The 23,836-nt window shown below is 65.8% G+C and carries 19 protein-coding genes; 3 read left to right on the forward strand and 16 right to left on the reverse strand.

Annotated features, from left to right (window positions below; genetic code table 11):
* Nucleotides 1-118: 118 nt before the first annotated feature.
* The 4 genes from JWS13_RS05240 to JWS13_RS05255 form a co-directional block, all read right to left on the reverse strand.
* On the reverse strand, nucleotides 119-1,450 hold the full coding sequence (locus JWS13_RS05240; RefSeq protein ID WP_206004823.1) for a hypothetical protein: 1,332 nt from the start codon (nucleotides 1,448-1,450) through the stop codon (nucleotides 119-121).
* Nucleotides 1,451-1,748: 298 nt separating this feature from the next.
* Nucleotides 1,749-2,144, reverse strand: coding sequence for a hypothetical protein (locus JWS13_RS05245; RefSeq protein WP_206004824.1), 396 nt, complete (start codon nucleotides 2,142-2,144; stop codon nucleotides 1,749-1,751).
* On the reverse strand, nucleotides 2,141-2,626 hold the full coding sequence (locus JWS13_RS05250) for a hypothetical protein (RefSeq protein ID WP_206004825.1): 486 nt from the start codon (nucleotides 2,624-2,626) through the stop codon (nucleotides 2,141-2,143). Before JWS13_RS05250 ends, JWS13_RS05245 begins: the two co-directional genes overlap by 4 nt.
* A complete protein-coding gene (locus tag JWS13_RS05255; protein ID WP_206004826.1) occupies nucleotides 2,623-3,123 on the reverse strand; it encodes a hypothetical protein in 501 nt (166 codons plus the stop codon). Before JWS13_RS05255 ends, JWS13_RS05250 begins: the two co-directional genes overlap by 4 nt.
* A gap of 435 nt (nucleotides 3,124-3,558) precedes the next feature.
* Here JWS13_RS05255 and JWS13_RS05260 point away from each other — a divergent pair, with 435 nt between their 5' ends.
* The 3 genes from JWS13_RS05260 (at nucleotide 3,559) to fabG (ending at nucleotide 6,186) form a co-directional block, all read left to right on the forward strand.
* Nucleotides 3,559-4,053, forward strand: a complete 495-nt coding sequence (locus JWS13_RS05260) for a helix-turn-helix transcriptional regulator (RefSeq protein ID WP_338050650.1) — start codon at nucleotides 3,559-3,561, stop codon at nucleotides 4,051-4,053.
* A 424-nt stretch (nucleotides 4,054-4,477) separates the two neighbouring features.
* Nucleotides 4,478-5,434, forward strand: coding sequence for a hypothetical protein (locus JWS13_RS05265; RefSeq protein WP_241032101.1), 957 nt, complete (start codon nucleotides 4,478-4,480; stop codon nucleotides 5,432-5,434).
* A 26-nt stretch (nucleotides 5,435-5,460) separates the two neighbouring features.
* Nucleotides 5,461-6,186, forward strand: a complete 726-nt coding sequence (gene fabG, locus JWS13_RS05270; protein WP_206004828.1) for a 3-oxoacyl-ACP reductase FabG — start codon at nucleotides 5,461-5,463, stop codon at nucleotides 6,184-6,186.
* Nucleotides 6,187-6,551: 365 nt separating this feature from the next.
* On the opposite strand, the gene JWS13_RS05275 is transcribed toward fabG, so the two are convergent.
* The 12 genes from JWS13_RS05275 to JWS13_RS05330 all read right to left on the reverse strand — a co-directional run bounded on the left by JWS13_RS05275 (nucleotide 6,552) and on the right by JWS13_RS05330 (nucleotide 23,383).
* On the reverse strand, nucleotides 6,552-6,989 hold the full coding sequence (locus tag JWS13_RS05275; RefSeq protein WP_206004829.1) for a hypothetical protein: 438 nt from the start codon (nucleotides 6,987-6,989) through the stop codon (nucleotides 6,552-6,554).
* Nucleotides 6,990-7,274: 285 nt separating this feature from the next.
* Nucleotides 7,275-7,820, reverse strand: coding sequence for a hypothetical protein (locus tag JWS13_RS05280; protein WP_241032102.1), 546 nt, complete (start codon nucleotides 7,818-7,820; stop codon nucleotides 7,275-7,277).
* A gap of 150 nt (nucleotides 7,821-7,970) precedes the next feature.
* Nucleotides 7,971-10,943, reverse strand: coding sequence for a TniQ family protein (locus JWS13_RS05285; protein ID WP_206004374.1), 2,973 nt, complete (start codon nucleotides 10,941-10,943; stop codon nucleotides 7,971-7,973).
* Nucleotides 10,940-12,001 carry an AAA family ATPase gene (locus tag JWS13_RS05290; protein WP_206004373.1) on the reverse strand — a complete coding sequence of 354 codons (1,062 nt, stop codon included), beginning with the start codon at nucleotides 11,999-12,001 and terminating at the stop codon, nucleotides 10,940-10,942. Before JWS13_RS05290 ends, JWS13_RS05285 begins: the two co-directional genes overlap by 4 nt.
* Nucleotides 11,998-14,043 (reverse strand): helix-turn-helix domain-containing protein, encoded by a 2,046-nt coding sequence (locus JWS13_RS05295; RefSeq protein WP_206004372.1) that lies wholly within the window; start codon nucleotides 14,041-14,043, stop codon nucleotides 11,998-12,000. The genes JWS13_RS05290 and JWS13_RS05295 overlap by 4 nt, the downstream gene beginning before the upstream one ends.
* Nucleotides 14,040-14,933 carry a TnsA-like heteromeric transposase endonuclease subunit gene (locus tag JWS13_RS05300; protein ID WP_241032032.1) on the reverse strand — a complete coding sequence of 298 codons (894 nt, stop codon included), beginning with the start codon at nucleotides 14,931-14,933 and terminating at the stop codon, nucleotides 14,040-14,042. Before JWS13_RS05300 ends, JWS13_RS05295 begins: the two co-directional genes overlap by 4 nt.
* Before the next feature lie 31 nt (nucleotides 14,934-14,964).
* Nucleotides 14,965-16,551, reverse strand: coding sequence for a peptidoglycan DD-metalloendopeptidase family protein (locus tag JWS13_RS05305; RefSeq protein WP_206004831.1), 1,587 nt, complete (start codon nucleotides 16,549-16,551; stop codon nucleotides 14,965-14,967).
* Entirely contained in the window at nucleotides 16,548-17,387 is an 840-nt protein-coding gene (locus tag JWS13_RS05310; protein WP_206004832.1) for a hypothetical protein, read from the reverse strand. The genes JWS13_RS05305 and JWS13_RS05310 overlap by 4 nt, the downstream gene beginning before the upstream one ends.
* Nucleotides 17,387-19,576, reverse strand: a complete 2,190-nt coding sequence (locus JWS13_RS05315) for a PrsW family intramembrane metalloprotease (RefSeq protein ID WP_420854997.1) — start codon at nucleotides 19,574-19,576, stop codon at nucleotides 17,387-17,389. Before JWS13_RS05315 ends, JWS13_RS05310 begins: the two co-directional genes overlap by 1 nt.
* Nucleotides 19,573-22,626, reverse strand: coding sequence for an ATP-binding protein (locus tag JWS13_RS05320; RefSeq protein WP_206004833.1), 3,054 nt, complete (start codon nucleotides 22,624-22,626; stop codon nucleotides 19,573-19,575). Before JWS13_RS05320 ends, JWS13_RS05315 begins: the two co-directional genes overlap by 4 nt.
* The gene (locus JWS13_RS05325; protein ID WP_206004834.1) at nucleotides 22,623-23,018 is read right to left on the reverse strand and encodes a hypothetical protein; all 396 of its coding nucleotides are present in this window, start codon (nucleotides 23,016-23,018) and stop codon (nucleotides 22,623-22,625) included. The genes JWS13_RS05320 and JWS13_RS05325 overlap by 4 nt, the downstream gene beginning before the upstream one ends.
* 44 nt (nucleotides 23,019-23,062) lie before the next feature.
* Nucleotides 23,063-23,383 carry a hypothetical protein gene (locus tag JWS13_RS05330; RefSeq protein WP_206004835.1) on the reverse strand — a complete coding sequence of 107 codons (321 nt, stop codon included), beginning with the start codon at nucleotides 23,381-23,383 and terminating at the stop codon, nucleotides 23,063-23,065.
* Nucleotides 23,384-23,836 lie beyond the last annotated feature (453 nt).

Here is a 23,836-nt window from a genome sequence, read left to right on the forward strand (position 1 = left end):
CTGCTTCCAGAAGTCACGGTCGAGGCTATGTCGGCCAGGCTGCGTTCGAGTCCGGCCTTCATCACAGCCCGGTTGGTGTCAGTGCACCGAACAAACGGCGGCTTGGTGTAGGCGGTGATCATTCGTGGACCCCTTGGTGTGAGGCGTGCGTGGCGGCGAGTGTGCGCCAATTCGCGCGCATCGCCGCGCGGTGTTCGGAACTTGCTGCCCGGGATCGGGCCGTCGCGGCCTCATTAGCGCGTGCTGCCTGCTCAACGCGTCTCTGGACGTCGATTCTGGCTCGTTGCTGGCTCGGTGAGGGGCCGGTGAAATCGATGCGCGAGAGTCGCATGTGGGCGTACCGGACTGGGTTTTGGACCGTGTAGCCGCCGGTGTTCCAGCTCTTCGCGTCGGGCCAGGTCCAACCACGGTCTTGAGTGTCGCGTGTGAGGGCGTCGGCGATGTCGCGGCCGGTCCAGCGGGTGGTGTCGATGCCGGTGCTTACGAGTACATCTACGAGCTGGCCGATATGCTTATCCGGAGTTAGTGCAGGGGCGAGATGGGCGAGTTCTGCGGCCGCGCGTTGGGTGTGCAGAGGCTGGTTGGTATTGGCGGTAATTGCTCCTGCGTGCGTTCGCGCGCGCTTGGTGAGTTCTCTCTTACGAGAGAACTTCTCAAGAACAGAAGAGCCAGAAGATAGGGTGTCACGCCCGGTGACCTGTGGATTGCTCGCCTGGGCTTTGGCTGCTGCTGCCTGCTGCCGTTGACGGCGTTGCCGATACGTCTGCGCGCGGTGCGCAGACCGCGAGGGGGTGCGCCCGGGAATCTCTGCTTGGGGAGTGGCCTCGACGACCCATCTCGGGCTCGACAAGGCCCACACACTCGCGGCCCGATGCTGGTGGCCACCGTGATGCAGCTCAGCTGCCATGAACTCGTGTCCCCGGAGGTGGCGACCGCGAACGATCTCGTGGCCCATTCCCAGATCACGCAGGACTCGGCGGGCGCGGTGGACCACCGACTCGGACACCCCTGCCACACGTTCGATTTTCTCCACCGCAGCGGTCATATCCCGACCCGTCTCGGTGTCAGCGAATCGGGCGTGGGCGGTCCCGACCGCGACCAGACTTTCAACGCCGATGCGGTGCCGTTTGACCGCGGTCCTGCCGGTCTCGGTATGGGTCACCACATATCGAAGCTGCCGCAGCCACTCGCCCGGACTGGACCAGACCGGGATACCCAGGTAGGCGCCATCGGGGATGGGCAGCATCCATGAGCTGCCACGTTGACCGCTGGTGTGGTTGAGCTGTTCAAGTTCCCCGACCCACCGTTTCGCGTCGACGACGAGGGCCGCCAACTCCGAATCGGGGGCGGTATCGGGTGTGTACGCGGAAGTGTCCGACGACACGCCGAGCGTGGAATATTGGGTTCTTGATGCTGTTTCAGGCAATGCGTTATCCTGAGACGTATTCACGGTGTGTGAATGTCCCTTCGGGGATGTGCAGTACGAGTTTCAGAAGCGCTAACTTCTGACTCTCACCCTCAGAGAAAATGTGACGGCCCGGCCAGGCCATCACCCTCTGGTAGGAGGACCGACCAAGTCCTCCTCGACGAATACCGCGGTAGCGGTTCCTGATCCGAAACCACCCCCACCAGGGGGTTTTCTTGTTTCTGAGGGTCTGCTCTTTTGAGTTCTATTGATCGAGGACGTTCGTTGGTTACTCAGTCACATGCAGCACTTCTTTCTCTTTGGACACAGGTCGGTAACCATCTCACCACGGGCCCCCCTCCAGACTGCGGAGGCTCGCGCGTGCTGAATGGGGGAGCGGACGCGGCATCGGCACCGCCTCTATGTGCTGCTGATGCGGCGTCGTTGCGAGCATGAGTTGGGCCACAGAGGCGACCTTCCGGATCTGCTCGATGGTGGCTGTCTCTGGATCTGTGGCGACCAGGTCGACGACGTCGACGAGCGAATCCCACGTACCCACGCTGAACATCGGCCGATCGGTGGAGAGCAGCAGGGGGCCGTGGTTGGTGAGGAGTTGATCTGCGTTGAGCACGGTCGGCGTAGCAGCCTTTTCGACGATCTTGCGAGCGCAGATCGTTTCTCGCATCGGGATGAGTTCCCATTCGTGTCCGTGGCGGTCGGTGGCGGTGAGGTTGGTCATGCGGCTGCCCCTCTTGCTGAGCTGTGAAAACGGGTGTTCCACGCTTCGATTGCCGCGGAGATCTGACTCTCGGCGACTGCTGCGGGTTGAGTCGAGAAATGAGCCCAGAAGGCGCTGGTGACCGTTTCTGCGCCACTGAAGTTGCCGCCGGCCAAGTAATCGCGGGCATCGATCGCGGAGTTGGCTACCGCTGCCCACGCGAAATCAGACGGCGCGCGATCGAGCTTGATCGCCGCGAGCTGCTCGAATACATCCCAGCGTGCTGAGATCGAGTCCACCGAGGCGATCGGTGTGGCGCGGCAGAGGGAGGCGACAGTCTGTGCCTCAGCCTGCGAGAATCCGGGGACCGTGACGAGGCCCCAGTGCGGATGAGCGTAGAGGTCGGCGAACCATCCCCACCGAACAGCGGAGGGCCCCTCGGTGGCTGGGGTCTCGACTTGGCCGTTGGCCATGAAGTAGACCTGGTCGACGAGTGAGGTCATGCCGCCACCTCAAGGAGTTTGACGGCCGGCACCACGGTTGCCGGCCGTGTGCGGGTGCTGCGGCCACGGCTGATGGCGTACCGGTCGAGGCTTGCCCGGTCGATGACTTGTCCAGTGGTGGTGAACAGCAAAGAAGCGACGATCTGTTCGCGTGGTCGCTCCCCGCGATCGAGGAGAGCGTTCAGCTGTTCCTGGCAACGAGCCAGCAGTGGGCACTGTGCGCACGTGTCCATAGCCTTACGCCAGGAAGCGATGTCGATGCCATCGACTGCCCAGCCGGTTCCTTTGCTGGCGCACAGGCCGCGGTCGGGGGAGACGGCGGGAGTGAGTTGCATCAGGCCGCGGGCTTCGAGGGCGTCGCGGATGCGGCGATACGCCGGGCAGGAACGCACGGTCTTCGAGTAGGCGAAGCCGCACCGCCGGCACCGATGGTCACCGCTGTGCTGGTCGGCGAGCCGTAGTAGTTCCTGGTCGGAGTGGTCAGTGAGGGCACGCACGTGTGGCGGTCGCATACCTCGGTCGGCGAGTACGCGTAGCGCTTTGGCGGCTAGGTCGCACAGCGGCTGGCTCTGGGGGCCGATATATCCGCACCCGGAGCATTTCCCGTTCACGCGCTTGTGTGCAGCGAGTACGAGTCGCGGATCGGTTTCAATCTCAGGAGGCACTGGGCGCGTAGTTGACGCGCCAACTAACGTATTCATGGCAGAGGGTCCATTTCTGCATTCGAAGCGAGGGCGGCTAACCCTCGACTTCTCGGCTTTTCCGGCTGCGGCTAACAGTCGGTTTGGCTACGGGGTCCCCTGGTCGGTGCTAACGACCAGGGGATTTCTCATTGTTCTGGCGACTCATCCTCCCCGATGTGAGCGATGTAATGTACCGACAAAACATACCGTTATTGAAGGACGGTGTGTCGAGCTTATATCTGGAGGCGCATGGTGTCTAGCAATGAAGGCCACCCTGTCGCACGAAGAGCCCGGCTCGTGTCTCGAAAAGTAATCCGCGGCTTTGTCCCGAAGCGCCTCACGGCGGCGCGGGAGAAAGCCGGCATGTCGCGCGGAGATCTCGCGCGCGTTTCCGATGTCACCGAGACCGCGATCGGCCGTTGGGAGACGGGGGCCCGATCGCCGCAGATCGACCACCTGGCGAAGGTGGTGCGTGCGCTCGGCCTCCAGATGTCGGACCTCGTCATCGTTCCGTCCGAGGGTAGGTACCCCGGTGACTGGCGCGTTCTTCTCGGTCTCACCCAGCCGGAACTCGGCAAGAAGGCTGGCATCAGCACAACGATGGTCGGGGCGATCGAGCGCGGCGAGGCTCGCCTCACCGAGGACGTTGCCGCAAAGCTGTCCGCTGCTCTCGGAATCCCGGGCGGCGAGCTGCGTGAGTCGTACGAACGCGCGCGGAGCCGCCCACCGGGCACGCCCGCCTGAAAGATGAAGCGGCGACGGCTCCGGTCCGTCCTTCTGCGACGAACCGGATAGTGGAATTGGGCGCGCAGCGACAGCGGATGACGAGTTACCGCCGAGAAGTGAAGTGAGAGTGGGCATTACCGGTTCCCCGATTCTGGGTAGCTGAAAGCGGACCCAACGCGCTTGCCGCGCAGGCCATCTGCTTCCAACCAGGAATCGCTCACCGGTCGGTGCTTGCGGTCCGAGAGTGCCCTGCACCATCGGTCGCAGCGGAAACATACCAACCGGTGTAACGCATGTGCAAGACGAAACGATGGAAGGCGGCTCCGTGTCGCACGATCCGGAGATCGGGCTAATTCGGAGCAACCGAGAACGTGTTCTCGAACCGCCTAGGGTTGGTCGGGCACCGCGAAAGGTCAACGGGTACCTCCCATATGCTGAGGCAATGGCTATCCAGGGGATGTGGCTGGCTGTCGATATCATCGGCACCCGGCATACAGGGGAAGTGTTCATCCACTCGGCGGCGGGAGAGCGGGTCGCCCGTCGGCTGAAGCGATGCGCGAGCGAACTCGGTCTCGACAGAGCCGGTGAGGCAGTCGTGCGCGCGGTAGTGGAAGCGACGCTCGACGGGCGCTCCATTCCGGCGGTGGACGGACTGAATGTCGAGACGCACCAGATCGACGCAGCCGACGGCACCCCCGTGGGACTGATCCTCTGGGTGGGAACTCGCAAGCCAGATCCGCGCCCAACCTACAACGCCTGGGTCCTGGATATGACGGCAAAGACCACACGCACCAGCGGCGACGATCCCGGCATGATCGGGGACGGCCGGCAGGCCGGCGAGGAACGCCATGTCCAACACCTCTTCACTTGGCTCAACCCTGAGGACGCCTTTTCGATGGTCGGCGGCTACTACGACGCCTTGACCGGTGACGACGGCGATCTCATCCAGAGCTATTGGAGCCTACGTCCCGGCGGGGAAGAATACGTCCACATGTGGTCGAGCTGCCGCCTACGCGTCACCGACGAGGGTGAACAGCGGCATCTCTACGGCCTCACACTCAAGATCGAACACCGTGAGCTGGAAGCCAATATCTCGTCCCTCATCCGGTTCAGCAACGCCACGCTGCTTCTCGTCGAAGCCCGAGACAAGATCCCGCTGACCACGATCGGCCGTCTCGCGCCGCTCGGGGAGAATCGGATCACGCAGGTCATGGAGCAAGTCAACCTCGACGAGTTGACCCGAACCGACGGCCAGACGCCATCTGACCAGAAGCTTGAAATCAACGGCGAGCGCTTCATAGCGTCGACCTTCGCCCTGCACTCGGCGCGTGAGAAGCACGGCGACCCGGTCGCCATCATCCTGCTGGTCGAGGAAGACGCCGTTCCGGCACCGGTCTGATATTTCCCACCACATCTTTTTGAACGATGAAATCACTACCTGGAGGTAAACCCTTGCGCGTCCTCGTCACCGGAGCCAACCGAGGAATCGGCGCCGCGATCGCCAGCCATCTCGTCAAAGAGGGGCACACCGTGTGGGGCACGCACCGTGGCTCCGCCGTACCGGACGGCGTCCACGGCGTCGAATGCGATGTGACCGACGACGACTCGGTCGACCGCGCGTTCACCCATGTCGAGACCGCAGACGGTCCCATTGAAGGCGTCGTCGCCAACGCCGGCATCACCGACGACACCCTCGTCATGCGCATGAGCAGCGAACAGTTCATCCGCGTGGTCGACACCAACCTGACCGGCGTCTTCCGGGTCACCAAGCGAGCGACTCGCAACATGCTCAAGCACCGTGCCGGCCGCTTCGTGGTCATCGGCTCGGCCAGCGGCCTTTCGGGCATGCCCGGACAGGTGAACTACACCGCAGCCAAGGCCGGGGTCGTCGGTATCACCCGCTCGCTGGCCCGCGAACTCGGCTCCCGTGGCATCACGGCCAACGTCATCGCTCCCGGCTTCACCGAGACCGACATGGCCGCGGCGGTCAGCGACAAGGTCGTCGAGACGGCACTGTCACACATTCCCCTGGGCAGGTTCGGCAAGCCTGAAGAGGTCGCTGCCACCGCGGCATTCCTGCTGAGCCCGGGAGCCGCCTACATCACCGGCACCGTCATCAATGTCGACGGCGGCATCGGCATGGGGCACTGAATTCAGCCTCCTAGCTGCATAGACGACACGTCCCTGAAGCTGGGGCACTTCCGAGGAAGTGCCCCAGCTTTCTGCGTCCGCGCGGAAATGCAATCAGCTTCGGTGAGATGACCGATCCGGGCGGAAGTCGCTGAAGATCCGGGAGTGGATCAACTCGGTCGTCGACGGACCATCCTGCCGCTGCGCGGCGATGTGGGGACGTGGTTGTCCGGTGACCGGCGGCGCAGGACGTGAGGATCCGTACGGAGTGTGGAATGCCATCGAGGTCTCCTCGGGTACTTGTAGTTGGAGAAATGAAGTGCGCAAAAACCGGTGTTGATCAGCGCAGATGGCACATCCCTGACGGGATGGATGTCGGGAACGTGTCAGCTTGCGCAGGTGATGTGGGCGTACATCGCGAATTCCTTGTACGGCGAGTCGACCACCCAGTGTGGGGGTGTCTCGTCCTCAAGCTGGACCTCGACCTCGCCAGGCCCGGGCTTGTCCCAGGTGACGCCCATCGAAAAGCGGTTGGGCTCATCCTTCTGAGGCTGAGTCGCCTCGATGATCCCTTCTGGGGTCTCGAAATCGTGTTCGGGGTAGCCGAGATCGTCGTTCTTCACCTTCACGATCTGCGAGCCGTGCGTGAGCTGGGCGTGCCAACCGTCCGGAGCCGTGAACTCGATCTTGAGGGTGTCGCCCTCATCGATGCAGCGCGCGGTGACCTGGTCAGCTGCAGACTGGGTGACGAGGCCGGTGCCCTGCTTGTTGCCGACCCCGATGGAGATCGCGTCCTCCCATTGGTCTTTGACCGACGTGTCCACAGGTGGGGCCACCGTTCCGGCGTTGCCAGTCTCGGACTCCGAGCTGGAGCAGGCTGCCAGGGATAGGGTGACAGCCGTGACGGTTGCCGCACCGGCAGCAACGAATGTGGATTTCCTCATCTCAGCCCTTCTCGATCAACGATGGGGAGTGAAATCCCCTGATGCAGACCATAAGTCAAGCCACCGACCTGGGAAGGTAGCACGTCTCAGGTGTCAGAGCCCAACGCCTGCCGTCTGTCTGGTGTTTCCGGAGGACAACCACAAGCACGCCGGGGACCGTCGGTGTCAATAGCGGATGTCGTCGATAAGCCACCGTTCGATGGTTCGGATCAAAGTGATCCACACGGTGGTGTCGGGAGTGACCTCTTCGGTCTGCTCGCCGACGATCGCGGTTTGAGAAATGGTGGCGACACGATGGACGACGGTCTCGGAATCTGGTGGGCATCCCGAGCAGCCAAGGTCGACGTCGGCAACAACTTTGGCGCCCTGGCTCGCCCACTGGTCCCACTGAATGCCGGGCCCGCGCTCGGGGCCGCCGTCGATGATCGTGCGGGCGGCGAATACCTCGGTGAACCATGGGCGGGCCCGGGCATACGCATCGGAAGGAGAGCCGTCGGTTGCCGGGTTCCAGGTAAATGCCACCGTCAAGCCTTGACGGGCGGCATCCTCGGCCGCGTGGGCGCCGGCCGATTGCTGCGGGATCGTGTCCTCGAGTGCGGCGGTGGCGCTGGTTGTCGTTGGGTGGTTGGTTGTGGTGTCCCGCTGGGCGCCCGCGTCCGGGCCGTCTCGGTCGTCGCCAGTGAAGTGCAGGTACACGAAAAGACCGGCCATCACAGTCAGGACGAGAACGACCAGGACCTTACGAACCGTCATCTCCAGTTCCTTTCTGTCCGTGAAAATGTGGCTTGACCCGCATAGATGTAGGTTCTCGTCCTTCTTGTCGTCCTGGTCGTGGCTGTCCTGGGCTGATGGTGTGGTTTCTCATGGGTTTGTCGCTCCTGGGTTCTCACTGTTCTGTCGCTTTCTTGGCGTGTTGAGTTCGCGGAGGGCAGCGCGCCGCCCGTCTGGGGTGAGTCGGTAGTAGGTGCGGCGTCGTCCTGGTCCGCATCCGGGTGGGGCGCCCGCGAGCCAGTCGGCCTCGTCTTCGTCGCGGCTGGTGAGCCATCCGGCTTGTTCGAGACTTCTCAGGAGTGGGTAGAGGGTGCCGTGTTGGATGCTGGTGCATTGATGCAGGCCGTGGCCATAGAACTCCTCGGCATCGGTTGTGGTGAGGTGGCGTAGCAGGGTGAGCGTGGTGCGGGTCATCCGCAGCCGACCGACGGGGATATCTCTGAAAGGTTTGAGGAGGCCAGGGTTTCGTGGCGGTGTCATTGCTTCGCGCACCGCGTGTGCGAGGGTCTTCGCGTCGGGCATTGCGAGGGCACTGCAGGCATGCAGGGCGGCGGTCATCAGTGGCTGAACGTGCTCGTTGTCGAGTTCGCGCAGCAGCGTCTGTCCGTGTGGGGTGGGCTTGTGCGCGGTGCCGCGACGGGATCGGTGGAACAGGGGTGCTCCGACGTGATGTTCGAGGAGTCGGAGTTGGTGGAGCAGGCTGTTCGACTTGATTCCGAGGTAGCCGGCGGCGGTGCCCAGGGAAGGGAACGCCATCGTGATCCGGAAGCGGTGCAGCCGAATCCAACCGTGCAGGGTGCCCTCGACAGATGCGCGGATGATCGGTGGGAGGTGGTCGAAGGTCATGATCATCTCGGTGCGGCTCGCGACGCCTTGCGGCCGAACCGGGATGCCGTGCTGATGCAGGGCATTGTTGACGCGCATCTGCTCGGTGCCGAGTTCGACGGCGATGTCGGCGGTCGAACGAAGCTGCGCGCAGTACTGCTCGCGCAGCCAGACCGGGTCGATGCGGAAGGGTGCACGGGCCCTGCGCAGGGAGATCCCGGCTTGTTTGGCGAATCGGGTGATGATGTGGCGGCCGATGCCGGTGTCGGCGGCGATGTCGTTCAGGCTGCGTCCGGCCTGGATGTATTCGCGATCGAAGAACTCGCGGGTGAACAGCCTGGCGGCGTGTTGTTCACGCAACCATGCGGCGGGTGCCGCATGGGGCGCCCACTGTCGTCGTGGTTGGTCGAGACGTTCCATCGCGATGCGGACGTGCTCGAGGTGGACGCCGAGAACCTCGGCGGCCTCCCTCGAGGAGCGGTGTTCGTCGACGACCAGGCGACTGACCTTGTCGGGGTCGAGGTCGCCGGTATCGATGCCCGGCAGGGCGAGCCCGTCGGCGAGGTCGGTTGGTGGCGACCAGGTCAGTGGTTCGTCGATGGCGAGGTTAACCAGTATGGATTCGGCGTGTTCGTTCAGGGCTCGGCGCAGCGGCGCTGCCATGGCGGTGGTGAACTCGACGAAGGTGCCGCGGTCATTGGGGCTGCGGAACGCCAGTGGGTGGCGGTGGTCGGCGAGGTCGGCACCGGACAGCAGTTGATGCAGGTGACGTTGGGCGTGCCGCAGCCGTCCTTGACGGTGCTTGCCGGGGTGCGCTCCGACCGAACAGGCGAGGTCACGCCACTGGTCCCAGGTGATGGTTTCGGCGGGGATCTGCTCACGTCTCCGCTGGTAGTCGATCGGTGTGCCGTGTTGGTCGAGGTGTTCGGTGATGCGGCAGAGAAGCACGAGGACATCGGTCAGCGCCGATCCGCTGGGAAGCTTGTCGAATCCTTGCAGGGTGATGCTCAGGTTGGCGGCGGTGACGCGTGGGTTCAACAACCCGGCGTGGGTGTCCATCCGCTGCGAGGGATCACCGGGGACGGTCAGCAGGACACTGAGAGCAGCTCGGAACAGGTCGGTGTGGAAGCCGCCCGCGACGGGCAGCAGACGGCCGGCCCAGTCGGGCCAGAACAGTTGCGGCAGCATCCGGATCCGCGCAGCCCCATCGGCGCGCGGTATTGCGGCCGAGGCAGTGATTGTCCGCATGCGCAGCCGGACGGCTCCGGGTAGATCGGCGTCGACGGCGCGCAGATAGCGGTTGGGAAATTGGCTCGGCATGACCACAAAGTGTCGCTTGGTGAACTCTGGTGGCGAGACCCGTTGTGGATTAGGATGGTTCGTCACCAGTGTGCGCAGCTCGTCGATCGCGCTAGCCTCGTCGTCCCCGAGAACAGTCCTGGCGCGAATCAGAAGCGCCGCGGTCAGTGCCGCATCGAGGTCGGGCGGGCTGCCGTTGCGCGGTTGCGGCGGAGTCGCGTGCCGACGCGGGTTGATCGCGCGGGCCGCAGCGATCGCGGCCGCGCGGTCCAGGCGCAGCAACCAGGCCACCACCAGATGCAGATCGGTCAGTGTCGCATGGGCCGGATCGGGGCCAGGTGCGCGGGCCGCGGCCATCAGTTGATCGATCCAGGACTGGGCATCGAGGACTTCGTCGGGGGCGGGTAGGTCCGCCGCGGCGAATAGCTCGCCGCCGCAACGCAGCCACGACCGACTAATGGGGCGGCTGCAGGTCGACGCCGGTGGTGCGGTGGCGCCGCCGACGATCTGCACTCGGGGCGTTGCTCGGCAGTCCGGTCCCGGGCAGGTGTCGTGCAGCAGCAGCCGGTGCCGACCGCAGACCATCGCCCAACTCGACCGCCACGACAGTTGCCAACGCCCGTCGGCCTCGGCCAAACAGCGCGGGCAGAACCGTGAACAATGCATCGATAGCCGTTCGATCCCGGGGACGGCGGGACCGGTCGCGGCGTCGAGACGACGGGCCGGCAGCCCGGTAGCGGCTTCGATGCGGCGCAGCTCCGTGGAATCAAGTTCATCGACCAGCTGGCGGATCGATAGACCGAGGTGATCGGTGCCCAAGGCGCGCAGCACTTCCCGCGGGGAGGTGTCGTTGCGGCGGGCCAGCGCGTCGATCCAGGAATCCAGGCTCTCGCCGGCGGTGATCGGTGTTCGCAACGGCAGAGTGGTGATCGTGGTCATCGCCTCACCTGCTTGCGCTCGACTCTCGTGCGGGTCGCGGCTTCGAGCCGGTGGCGTGCCTTTTCGGAGGCTTCGTCGATGCGGACGGTGTCGAGCAGCTCCTGTGACATCGCCTCGGCTCCGGTGCGGATCGCTTTGAAGCAGCCGCGGTTGATCAGCGTCATCAGCGACCCGATGTGCCCGCCGGTGCGGGCGAACAGGTAGTCGGCCAGGCCGGTGAGCTGTCCGGGCTGCCAGCAGGTGAGCACCAACTGTTTGTCGACCGCCTTGACCAGGGATTTCCAGTGACGGTCGTGGGCGAAGGTGCCGACTTCGAGGCGGGTCCAGCGCCGGGCGCTTTGCGCCAACGCGGCCGAGGACCCGGACAGGCCCTCCTCGAAGAACCGGCGTTCTCCGAGACCGACTCCGGCGTAGATGAACGTCACCGGCAGCTCATTGGCCAGCCATTTCAGGTGATTGCTGACGGCGAGCCCGTCTCGGCTGTTCTGGTCGATGAAGTGAATATCATCGATGATCCCGACCCGCGAATCACACGAGAGGACGCAGTCCAGGGCGTAGGTGGCCAACTGGGCGGCGCTGCCGCGATCGGCGCCGGGATGCCCGTAGAACTGGCAGATCATCTTGTTCAACGTCCGCAGCGTGGTGTTCGAGGTCAGACCGACCCGGAACACCGGAATGTGCTCATCACCGGACTCGGTGACCGGGCCGCGGCGACGCAGGGCCTGGCGGTGATAGTCGCGGCCGAACAGGTTGACGATGGTCGTCTTGCCCAGACCGGGGAACCCGTCGATGACCGCCGCGCCCCGAACACGATCGGGATCTTGACGATTCGAGGCGACGATCAACTCCAATTCGTCGCGCACCGCCTTCAGCTGCGGGGTGGCGATGGTGCCGAAGTTGGCGTGCCAGTCGTGGCGGGCGTCGTCATAGTCCTCGCGGGCGTCACTCCCCAAGGCGGACAACGCCGTAGCGGTAAGGGTGTCGGGCCGGGTGCGGGGCGCGGTGTCGACGAACCGGCGCCACCCGTCCTTGCGGGAGAGGCTGTAGGCGCTGCTCACTCGAGCACCTCCAGCGCGTCGGCGTAGAAGTCGTCGACGTCGTCGAGGATCTCGCTGTCGTCATCGTCGTCGCCAACCACCGGCGGGCCCGAGCTGGTGGTGGCGGCGCTCAGCGCCGGAACAGGGTCGGCGGCCAGTTCGAGCTCGGCTGCCGCGGCCAGGCCGCTGCGCTCGGCCGCCAGCCGGGCGGCCATGCGCCGTTCGCGCCGGTCGAGAACCTCACCCGCATCCCACCGGCTCAGCAATGTGGCCAGCGTCTCGGCGGGGTCGGTGAAACGGTCGGTGCGGCGGGCGAGGATGCGGGCGTAGCGGGCGGCCTCGTCGGAGAAGGGAGTGCCCAGCATCGGCGCGTGTTCCCAGTCGAGCTGATGCCACTGCCCATCGCCCGGGTCTTGAAAGTAGATGTGGCGGACATCGTCGTCGTTGACGCGAAACGGCCATTTCCCGGCGTCGAGGCCGCCGTAGGGGCTGGTCGCGTTGCGGTAGCCGTCCAGTGCAGGACCGTTGTAGCGGCGGCCGTCGATCTCGACGCCGTAATGCTGGATGGTGCGTTTGACCACCCGCAGGAACTCCAAGGCGAGCTCCGGGGCGGCCGGGATCCGCAACACTCCCGCCTTGGCGATGCCCAGGGCGAACATGTCATTCGGCGACATCGCCAGATTCGGCCACTCGGCGACCGCGATCCCGTCATGGTCACTCGGGTGGTAGACCGTCACGATCCAGTCGCGGATCACATCCTCGAGCTCGTGCAGGAACAAAAACGCCTGCTCCTCGAGACCTTCTCCGCGGCTGTGCAGGTCCGGGCCCTTGTAGGCCGGAAGATGTTGTATCAGACCCTCTCTCAACGAACGAAAGAACCTCTCGACCGTGGGCTTGTCGGTGGGCTTGCGCGGTTGGGCCGGCTGGATCGAGATCCCCAATCGGGCGCAGACCCCGATCACATGCGCCGACAGGAACGCCTTGCCGTGATCGATCACCAGGGTCTCGGGCGGGCACCAGATCTCGGCGTCGGCGCCGGTGTTCTCCTCGGTGAACACCAGATGCTTCGGCAACCCGTGCACCGGCCCCAACGCTGGGCGCCCCGCGCTGCGGCCTGTGACCGACTCGAACAACACACTGGCGACATCAACCGATTTCGTGGACACCGGGGTCACCTTCAACCCCAGGATCTGCCGGTCGAAGAGATCCTGCGCGACCGTCAGCTGCGCCCGCACCCACCGACAGGTCACCGGCTCCATCGCGAACACATCCAGATCCTGGGTATCCAGAATCAGATACTCACCCGGACGCGTGGCGCGCAGCCGGCCGTAAACCCCCTTCGGGCGTTGGGCGATCGAACGCCGCGCCTTCGCCGACCCACTCACCGCGTTCGTGCCCTTAACCAGCTCTGCCAGCCGCCGATAGGCGGTCGCCTGCGACGGCAGCGCCACCACTCCCACCCCGTGGTCGCGCTCGAGCCGCTCGGCGGCTCGCATCAGCACCGCCGAGCGGGTCGGTGTCGACGCCGACACCCCCGCCGCCAGCTCCGCGGCCACCGCCGCCTCCCAGCGCGGATCCACCGTCGAGCCGCGGCCACGGCCGCGCCGGTCATCGACCAGCCCCGCCTCACCGGCATCCCGGTAGGCGGCCACCCACCGCTCGACAGTGCGCGACGCCACCCCCAACTCCGCGGCCTTGGCCTCGCAGCGTGCCTTCAGCCCCACCGCCGGCGCATAGCCGGGGCGGGGCTCATCTGTGCGCGCGGCCTCGGCGTAACCGGACCTGTAGCCGGTCAACACCTCCCGGACATGCTCGCCTCGCGCTGCGGCCTGCTCCCGCTCGGCCGGTGACAGCCCCGCCAGCACCAGCCCCGGATCCAGACCTTCCTCGACCGGCTCCAAACCACGTGCCCGCGAGACGAACTCCGCCAAAGCGAAGCTTCCGTAGCGGCCGTCCGCGTACTCAACGACCACCTTACGGCCGTCGAACTCCACGACCCGCGCCGCGTCGCCGTCGACCATCAGCCCCGCCCCGACCGCGACCGTCACCGTGCGCGCGTTCACGCCACCACCTCCGCCGACACCAGCGTGTCGCCGCCGAGAACCCGCGACAGATCCGCCACCAGCCACGATCGCCACAACAGGTGCAGGATCACCGGTCGCACCAGCCACTGCGGCACCGACAGGCCCAGCCGCCGTTCCAAAGCGGAGATCGCCACCGGCACGACCGCCGCATCGATCACCGCCGGCACCAGTTCGGTCGCGATCGTGGCAGGCCGCCGATACCCGGCCAGAAAGCGCAAGTTCTCCACCAGCACCGCATCGGCACCCGTCCATACCTCGAACCCGAAACCGTGTCGCTCACACACCGCCCTCGTCCACGCGAACTGAGCCGCAACCTTCGGATCGGCAACGCGGGCAGCTGCCTTCACGTCCACCACCGTCAGCGTTCCATCCTTGTGCGCCAGCAGCAGATCCGGCACATGCCGTCGTTTCCGATCGCCATCGACACCTTCGAGCAGGAACGGTTGCGCCGCGATCGCCACCACGGTCGGGTCCTGGTCCGCTAGAAGGATTCTCGCCAGTTCCAGACGGCTCTCGTAGACCACATGACCACCCGTGGTAGCCGACCAGTACCAACCCGAATAGTGCCGCCGCCCCTGCCACGACCGGAACTCCCGCACCGGACGGCCCGCCAGCACCTCCTCCACCGGTAACCGCCGCAACGTCGTATCGACGAACGCTCCGTCGTCTCCCCGGAACCGCACGGCCACTTCCGACCCCGGCACAACTCCCGCCAAACCAGCCCACATCAGGCTGCCCTCATTAGTCATGGCGGACACCCAACCGCCCAAGCCCAGGATCAGGCCGCAGACACGCCGAGATCGATTCTCACTAAAATGTCGGAAGCGACATCTGGGCGACAGATCGATGAGAAAAGCGACATCAATCATGAGAACCTACAATAGACGACACGTCCCCTGGTTAGGTCATCCGTCGGGCCTTCATCCCCGACTGCAACAACGGTGCCTCTCTGACGACATCGCCGGTGGTCGGGGCGTGAACCATCTGGCCGTTGCCAGCAAAGATGCCGACATGGCCGGGACCATCCGGGCCCCACGAGCCGAAGACGAGATCGCCGGGTTGAGCGTCGTTGATCGGGATCTCGACACCGACCGTCCACTGCTGCTCCGAGGTGCGGGGGAGCGTGGTCTTGCCTCCGCTGGCGGCGAACACGGCGTAGCTGGTCAAACCTGAGCAATCGAACCCGCCACCGGACGGGCCGCCGGTACCGCCGCCACCCCACACGTACGGGGTGCCGAGGTATTCGCGGGCCGCGTTGACGACCTGTCCGCCATTGGCCGACTGGCCGGGAATGAACCGTCCGGTCGAGTTCGGGTTCGTGAACCTTGCCCGGGCCGTCATGATCTTGGGAACGTAGTGCTGGGTTTCGGGGTACGGAGGGATGCCGCCGTACTGCTGCACTGCGCCGGGGCCGGCGTTGTACGCGGCGAGCGTCAGCTCGACCGGGTCCCCGGTGGCCTTGCCTGCGCCGATCATGCCGGAGACGTTTTGGTGAAGCGCGCACATGAAGTGGGCTTGGGAGAGCACCGCGTCACCGATCGAGTTCGGATCGGCCTTGCCGTCCCCGTCGTAGTCCTTACCCCACGTCGCCCAAGTTCCGGGCATGAACTGGGCCGGGCCCATCGCTCCAGTGGATGAGACCGGTGCGCCCGCGCCCCAACGGAATCCGTTCTCCTGCTCGAGCTGCGCGGCGATCAGCGGGGAGTCGATCTCCGGGCACACGCCGCCGGCCCTGCGGATCGGTTCCTCGAACTCAGACGGAACGATGCCGGAGGCCAGCTCGCCGGCACCGGCGATGCCGAAACCGGCGCAGTCCGCTGTCGATCGGGATGCGGCGGCGAGCTGCACGTTGTCGCCGTTGTGCGGGGCTGCGGGAGCGCCGCCGGTCTGTGCGTTCAGATCACCGAGCTTGGTTTGCGGATCGACTGCGGTGCCGCCCTGCAGTCGGCCGCCTTCCCAGTACTCGAAGTGCAGATGCGGACCGGTGCTCCCGCCGTCGTTTCCGATGTCGGCGATGTGATCACCGGCGCGCACCAGCTGGCCTTCCCACACATGTAGTCCGCCCGCGAACATGTGGCCATAGACCGTGGAGACGGGCTTTCCCTCGACGTTGCTGTCGACGACGATCCAGTGGCCGAATCCGCTGGCAGTTCCCGACTTGACGACTATGCCGTCGAGCGCGGCGAGGATCTTCGTGCCGACGGGGCCGGCCAGGTCGACACCCTGGTGCTGGGCGCCCCATCGTTCACCGAATCCGGAGGTGAACTCGGTGGTGCCGGACTCGACCGGCATGCGGATCGGTCCGGACGGTGCGAGGGGGCCGACCTGACCGGCACGAATGTCGGACCCGGAGGAGTCGTCCGGAGCGGTCGTGCAGCGGTCCTTCGGGATCACCGGGATTCCGGCGAACGAGCACGCCGATGTTCCGAGCACCACTGCGATCGACCCGGTCATCAGCAGCGCCCGCGCGGCGCGGCTGACGGTCACAACGCCCCAGGGAGTGGGGTGTCGAGTTCAGGGAGAGGGATCGGTCCGGGGACCGGGACCGAGGCGGGCGAGAGAAGCGGCTTCTGGCTCGGGAGCTCGTCGGTGTCCTCGCTGGCCTGCGGAGTCGTCGTAGGGAGCGCGGTCGTCGGGGCCGGTTCCGGAGTGCTCGGGTTCGGAATTGGTGCCGAGAAGTTCGGGTCAGGCCGCACAGCGGTGTCCGGCGCGAGCATCGCCACCTCGGACATGTCGAGGGTGGGCAGGGGAGTGTCGACCACCCATCGCTGCCCGCCGCTGATGGTGTCCTCGACGACGAGCGTCACTCGAAGGTGCCCGGCCTGAGTCGGGATCGTCACCTCAGCCTTGCGCGTGCCACCTTCTGCGTTGATCAGTTCGCTGGCCGTCGGACCGGTGATGGCCACCATCGTTTGCGGCCGTGCGGCCAGCAGGGTGTCGCCCGGTTGGACGGAGGTGTATCGGGCGATCACCTCGGTCCACTTGGTATCCGAAGGCGTGGCGTCGACGTATGCGTGTGCGTACGCCATCGCGGTGGCCGGGGCGGTGGCGGCCACCTTGTTTGCCGGTTTGCCGGCCACCGCGGACTCGCGGACCGGGGTCAGCTCGTAGCTGATGGGCTCCACCTTTGCCGGTGTGGTGCTCGATGCGGCGGCCGTGGTGGTCTTCGCGGTGTTCGTGGCCAGCTTCTGCTCGCCGAAAATCATGCCGATGAGGAACAGTCCCAGGATCGCCGACACGACGGTGATTGCCAGGTTGGTGCGTGAGTAGAGCACCCATCGGCGGATCGGCGCGAGGACGGGGTTGGGACCGGAGGATGTCATCAGTTGTACCTGTCCGTGTTCCGGGGGGAGGTGGACTGATTACCGAGAGCGGCGTCCCACAGGCGCGCATGGGACTGCTGGCTCCGCATGCGCTGGCGCGGCGCCGAGTTCGACACCGCGCTGCCAGACGCGGCGGTGCCACGGTGGGAGGTGTAGACCCGCATCGGCGCGATGGCCGAGCCGTTTCCACCGTCCCAGCGTTGTCCGACCGAGGCGGTGACCAGTTCCCGACGTGCGCGCCGTTCCTTCTTCTGGGCCTCGGCTTCGTCCTTGTCGAGACGGCGCCACGCGGACGTACCGGCCAGCAGGGCGCGGTCGGTGTCGCGGTCACTGAGCTTGTTTCGGCTCTTGGCTATATCGCTGCTGGCCATGGCCGCGATCCCTGCGATACGGGCGTCGCGGTCCTCGGTGTTCCTGCCCGAGCCCAAGCGGGCACCGCGGCCGAGTTGCTGGCGGAGCAGGTTTTTGCGGGCTCCGGCACGGGATTCGGCAAGCTCTTGGCGGCGCCGGTTGTTCAGCCCCCGGCCTTCCGGTCGTACCGGGGTGATCGAGGTGTCGTTGTCGTCGAGGTCGCGGCCACCACGTCGGGCGAACCGCTCCGCGGCCTTCTCGGCGATCGCCGAGGCCGGACCGCCAGCGACGAAACTGCCGGCCTCGAACAGCTTGCGTTTCATCGACTTCTGGGCGCCGCGGGCCTTGCGGTTGACCATGCTCGCGTTGTTCTGAGTGAAGGTCTGCGTCATCCGCTTGAACGGGCGCATCGCTGACCAGCACACGACGGACAGCAAGACCATGAACCACAGGCGCCAGCTGCCGTCGACCGCTCCGCTGCTGGTGACGTAGAGCTGCACCACCATCATCAGGTACAGCGCCACGATGACAGCGCCGGCCACCCCCCACAGGAAGGCCGAGGCGAGCATCCGGAATGCCCGCGCGAGCAGCCCACCGTGGGCAATGGCGATCGGCACCCACACCGGTGCGAACAGGATCGCCAACCGGATGGCCAGCAGGGCGGTGAGCTTGAGGAGCGATGCGCCGATCCACAGGATTGAGGGCAGGCCCAGTTTGACCATTGCCATGAATCCGGTCGAGGACCGGCCGGACTCTTTGCCCTGGAACTGGTGATAGGAGAGCTTGTGGTCCTTTTCCAGGGACGCGACGATCTCGCGGAACTTGTCAGCCTTCTGATCGGCCAGCTCGCTCTGTGCGTTCGGGTCGTCGGCGACCGCTCGCTGTTCGACGTAGCTGAACGCCAGTGCATCTCGCAGCTTCGGACCCAAGCCGGCGGCGTCCTGAGGGTCGTAGTTCGTGCCGAACCATCCCTTGCGCCAGTCCTCGAGAAAGATTTTGTCGAGCAGCACGTTCCGCGGGTCGGTCTCGCCGCCCGCAAGAGTTCCGGCACCGTCGCCGTCGCCGAACGAGACCGAGAAGATCTCGTCCTGGGTTTCGGTGATCACCGCCCCGAAGGTGTCGTCGGCGATGTCGATCGCCTTCTGCGGCGCCCCGACCATCAATGCGCCCAATGTCAGCGCGGCAGCGGCGACGCCTGCGGTCTTGGTGACCCCCGCGGCGTCCGCCTTGAACGCCTTCCACAGCATGATCGTCGACGCCGCGGTGAGGCCGAGTCCGAGCCAGATTCCGTATACGCCGGACATTCCGGTGACGATGGAGTCGAGGATGCGGTCGAAGTTCTCGAGTGCCGAGCCGACACCGGCTGCCGCGGCATGCTGGCCTGTCTTGGTCTGGTCGTCGAGCCAGAATGCGGCCGCCGCGAGCGACTTGCCGATGGTCATGAACATGTTGCCGAGTCCGGTGTCACCGACGGCGTCGGGGGCGCGGACCAGATCGTTGCCGCAGCCGAGGTCGTAGGTGGACCAGTTCAGCCCCGCCCAACCGTAGGACTGGTAGCCGGTCGAGCCTTGGCCGCCGCCTTCGGGCATCGGTGTCCGGTCGGCGCTGGTGGCGTCGAAGTACGTCTCGAACACGTCGTTGGGGAACTCTGGGCGAGGTACGTCCTTGCAGTCGAACCCGTCGGCGGCAGCGATCGGGCCGCCGGGAGTGATGACCGGTGCCAGTGCCAGCGCCAGCACGACCGCAAACCGCGCCCAGATGCTCACATAGCGCCGGAGTCGACCTCCCTGAGCAGCGGTGGCCACGCGGGGGAGAGGGGGACGCAGCGGGCCGATCATGCGGCACCCCCGAAGGCGCTTCGGGTGGCCCGCGAGTTCAATGCGTCGAACACGTGCGCCAGGTGCGTGAAGTGCGTCCAGTCCGACCGGACGAGTTCGATGTCGTCGGCCATCTTGATCACGAACCGGCGGGCCTGGTCGAAGTCGCTTGTGTCGGTGTCCTCGTCGAGGGTGTCCTCGCCGCCGCTGCCGAGATTGGCCAGCAGGTCTTCATAGCCCTCACCGAGGGGCAGGTTCAGCAATTTCAGCCCGCCCTCGATCGCGTGGGCGTTGCCGCCGAGGTCGCCGATGATCACCTCGTAGGACAAGGCGGACTTGTCGTCGGACCCGTCGACACCGAGGAAGTCATCGGGCAGCTGGCTGCACACCAGCGCCCGGACGTACCACTTGCGGGAGTCGCGAGAGATCCGCTGGTTCAGGGTGCGACCGGCGCCGGTCTGCTCGAGGTACTTGTTCTCGTCGAGGAACAGAACCTTGCGCACGTGCCGGGGCAGCTCGTAGACAAGTCGGTTGGCCAGCCACGCGGCCATGTGCATCAAGGGCCCGGCCATCCGCTGTTGCGGCGTCCACTGCGACGGATCGGTGTGCTCGGGAGGAAGCTGCAGTCCGGGCATCGTCAGGACTGTCAGCCGGATGCTGCTGTCGACGTCGTCGACCTCGCCGCGCGTGCCCTCCTCGGGAAACAGCACGCGAGCCTCGGCGAGGTCCGCCATCATCACCAGGTCCTGGTGCACGCTCCTCGCGCAGGTGCGCAGATCTACGTTCTCGTCCTCGCCGCCGATCACGGCGATGGCGTCGAGGACCTCGCGCAAGTTGTGATGCCGTTCGCCGCCGACCTTGTTCGCCGCGGTCTGCAGAACGGTCTCGGTCCACTCGTGCTCGAGCCGGGCCGGGGTGAGCATCATCTTCAGCACCGACACCGCGACCGAGATTCGTTCGGCGGCGGCCGCGCGCATGTCCGCTTCGTACTGAGCGGCCGCGGCCGCGGCCGGGTCGAGGTCGTCGAGGTAGTCGGGGCCGGCCGGGTCGTACTCGGGATCGGTGCGGCGTGGGTCGACGATCACTCGATACGGGTTGAGCGACCCGGGCCGTGAGCTGCGGCCGGTGAGCGCGTGAACTTCTGCGATGCCGCGGAATTCGGGCAGTTGCGCGAGCTTCTTGAGTGGACCCGACGGGTCGAGCACCACACCGTAGGCGCCGGCACGCACCGCCTGATAGACGGTCACCCCGGCGAGGAACGTCTTGCCGGAGCCGGGGACGGCGACGACCGGAGTCAGCCCGGACTTGTCCTTCTTCGAGTGCGCGGCAAACAAATCCCAAATCACCGGTCGTGGGGCGATGCTCGCGGTCTGGCCGAGCACCACCCCGGTCCGGTCACCGAGGCGATCTCCCACGGCCGCCATGCCGGCGGAGAGGGATTCGACGTTCATCCGGCGGCAGTGCGCGTAATTCGCCAGCCGCTCGCCCGGCATGAACTCGCGCAGCATCTGGTACTGGCCGTGCTCTTGTTCGAGAGAGATGTGTGGGGCGTACATCTCGCGCATCATCGCGACCTTGTTCTTCGCCTCCTCGGGGGACGCACCTACCACCAGGAGCCGGTAGTAACCCTCTGTGCGCACCGACAGCCCCGAGTGGTCCTCTTCGATGTCGGAGATGACGTGTTGTGCCCGCGTGTGCTGTTCGGCCAACTCCTGCGGAGGTGACTCGTCGTGCTCGACGGTGTAGTGATCGAACTGCGCCTCGATCTTCGAGGTCAGCCGGCGCATCTTGCGCAGCGTTTCGCCCTTGCTGTGCACGCGGATGCGTTCGGACCATTCGATCGGCTCGCCTGATGAGTCGCCGATGACCTGCCAGGGCAACATCCGCTCGGGGATCGGCAGCGGCGCCATGCGCCCGACTGTCAGCACGATCGCGTAACCGGTGTAGTCATGACCGTCCACCAGACCCGAGACTGTGGTGTACCCGTCACCGGGGGTGAGCGCGACCTGAGCGAGGTCCTCGAGTGCCGGGATGTCGGAGGCTTCCCAGTCGCCGCCGCCGGCGAGCACGCCGTCCGCATCGAGGGGTAATCCGAGTGTGGCCGAGCGCCGCAGCAGATAGTCCATCTGCCCAGGTGTCGCCGGCCGCGCCCGCACGCCCTGCCCGGCGAGGTGGCGTTCGATGGTGGCTAGATGCTCGGCCATCGTGTCCCGCTCAGTGACGAACGCGTTGGCAGCCCATCGGCGCACCAACCGAGCCAGACGTCCGAGCAGCGGCCAGTCGAGGGCGTATCCCAGAATCTGCGCGATGGCGTCGAGTGCCTGTCCGAGTCTTGACCGCGGCGGCAGGTCGATGCCCCAGTACCGACCCTTGAGGGTGGGGTTGTCCCACAGCATCGCGTGCTGGTGACCGTGCAGGTAGTCCGCCCACGACAGGGCACCGGGAACATCATCGATCGGCTCGGCCCACGCGTCGTGTTGCTGCGCCCATTGCCGCACCGGCCACGGCGTACGAACTACTCGCCGATGCAAGGTCGTCACACCGGATTCGGCGAGGTTGGCCAACACTAAAGCCTCGCTACGAATGTACTGACGCTGCCGGCCGACCGGTCTCATATTCCAGGGCCCTGGAGGCTGGACGAACCATGCTGTCGAGGTGCTGCGGGTACGGGTGATGTTGCCCTCGACGCCGGTCAGGGCGAGCCGGATGGCCTTGCGGTCACGTTTGGCCTGCTTCTTCGCCGCGGTGCGCTGCCGATCGAACTCGGCTTCGGAGGTCGTGCCGCGCTTACGACGTCGCCGCGGCCCAGTGGGTTCTTCGCCGGCGGGCGGCTCGGCCGGCGCGGGCCTTGCCGCAGGTGCCCTGAGTGATTCGCCCGGCGGCATGCCGGCGTCGGAGACCTGAGACCAGGCCAGGTGCGGCGTTGCCGGTTCTGCCGGCGAGATGGCGGAGGCGGCGCCGCGCATCGCAGCGGCCCAGGAGGGAGGCAGGGCACCCGGCGGCACGACGGGCGGTTCCGGCTCGTCGAAGTTCGGGTCGAACAGGGCGGCAATGTCCTTGTTCAGACTCATCGGCTCTCACCTTCGATAGGGGTAGCGGACAGGTCGAGGACGCCAGGCCGTGATGCAGCTGGCACCGGGGCCAGGACGGTCTGTCCGGGCTTCGGCGACCGTGGCGCCACCAAGTCGTTCCACGCCGCGATGAACACGGAATGTAGGGGACGGTCAGCGTTGATGTATCGGGTGATCTTGGTGGTGAGAAAGACGGTGAGCGTGACCATCACCGCCAGCGGGGTGAAGCCCAGCGGGACGTGCACGATCATGCGGGCGGCAACGAAGACCGTGACCAAGATCGCGGCACCCACCCCGACGGCGGAGTACCGGATGCGAATCGGGAGCGTTCTGCCGGAGGGGCCGAGGTAGTGCGAGTCCACGCGATAGAGCAGATCGTCGTTGTCGATCACGCGCTCACTCCCTTCGAGGATTTGTGCACAAGGACGAGCACGCGTCAGACGTCGACGTTGAAGAGGCTGAGTACGAAGGCCCCGAGCCCATTCATTGCGCTCTGGCTCCCGGCGAGCACGAAGAAGGTGATCGCGACGAGAGACAGTCCGCCGATGGTCAGCACCTTGGCGAAGTTGCTCTTGAGGGCGCCGAGCGCGATCGCGCAGCCAACGAGCAGGAAGATCACGACGAATACGTTGTTGCCGATCCAGTCCTTGAGATTGCTGGTGTTCACCTCGGTTTCCTGAGCAAGAACGTCACCCCCGATCGAGGTGTGTTCGGGGGAAGCGAGTGCGGCGTCGACGGCGGTGGACGCAAGAGACATGGGTTCTCCTCGGGTCGAATCTGGCGAGCACCTGAAACTTGGTGCGGGCGACCGTAAGAAAAATCGCGCGCAGACTTCAACGGGGTATGTGGATAACTTCCGATTCGAAGGCGCAGCGGTGGTCGTCGGCGTATCGGTTGGTGCTTGCTCTCGGCCATCTGGTGAAACCCGCACGAGCTGCGCGCGGGCATCGGGTGTATGGGCCGGGAGGGTGTCACGTGTAGACCCGTGACGGGTCGTGTGTCGTTCGGTGCGCGTTTGATCCGCTCAGCCTGAGATCCGGGGCTCGCAGCGCAGCACAACAGGACCCGGAGGGGGCGGTGCGTGGGAGTCCCACGGAGGAACGGCTGCGGCAGGGCCGTGACAACACGAAATTCAGCGCTGAAGTGTGGTGTCTGACCACCCGTGTTCAGGCGCAGACAAGCACGCACCTTCCCGCCGTCGAGATGAGGA

This window comes from Rhodococcus pseudokoreensis, assembly GCF_017068395.1.
GTDB classification, from domain to species: domain Bacteria; phylum Actinomycetota; class Actinomycetes; order Mycobacteriales; family Mycobacteriaceae; genus Rhodococcus_F; species Rhodococcus_F pseudokoreensis.